We start from the raw sequence: 371 nt of genomic DNA, 5'->3' as shown, positions 1-371 counted from the left end.
ATTGAGTGCGGGAGTTTACAACAACATCAGTATAACAGAATCAGGCTGTAGTTCAGTCGCTGATATAGACGTTACGTTGAGCGATCCATCCATTCCAACCTTGTCAGGTAATGCTGAGAGTAACCCAACGGCCTGTTCCGGTACAGACGGAAGCATTACGTTGACGACCGGCAACCTGTCTGACGGGACTTATACCTTAGATTATGAAGACGGCTCTTCAGCTTCTCAAGCGTTCAGTATGGTTGTATCAGGCAATGTCGGAACAATCAGTGGATTGAGTGCCGGAGTTTACAACAACATCAGTATAACAGAATCAGGCTGCAGTTCAGTCGCCGATATAGACGTTACGTTGAGCGATCCATCCATTCCAA

At 46.6% G+C, this 371-nt stretch carries 1 protein-coding gene; it reads left to right on the top strand.

Annotated elements, in window-relative coordinates:
* Positions 1-371: hypothetical protein (locus tag AAOP42_RS12130; protein WP_349528788.1), on the top strand; the 371-nt coding region annotated here is incomplete at both ends.

Source organism: Reichenbachiella sp. MALMAid0571, from assembly GCF_040151475.1.
Lineage (GTDB): Bacteria > Bacteroidota > Bacteroidia > Cytophagales > Cyclobacteriaceae > CAXBNB01.
This window is presented reverse-complemented; position numbering and strand designations above follow the sequence as displayed.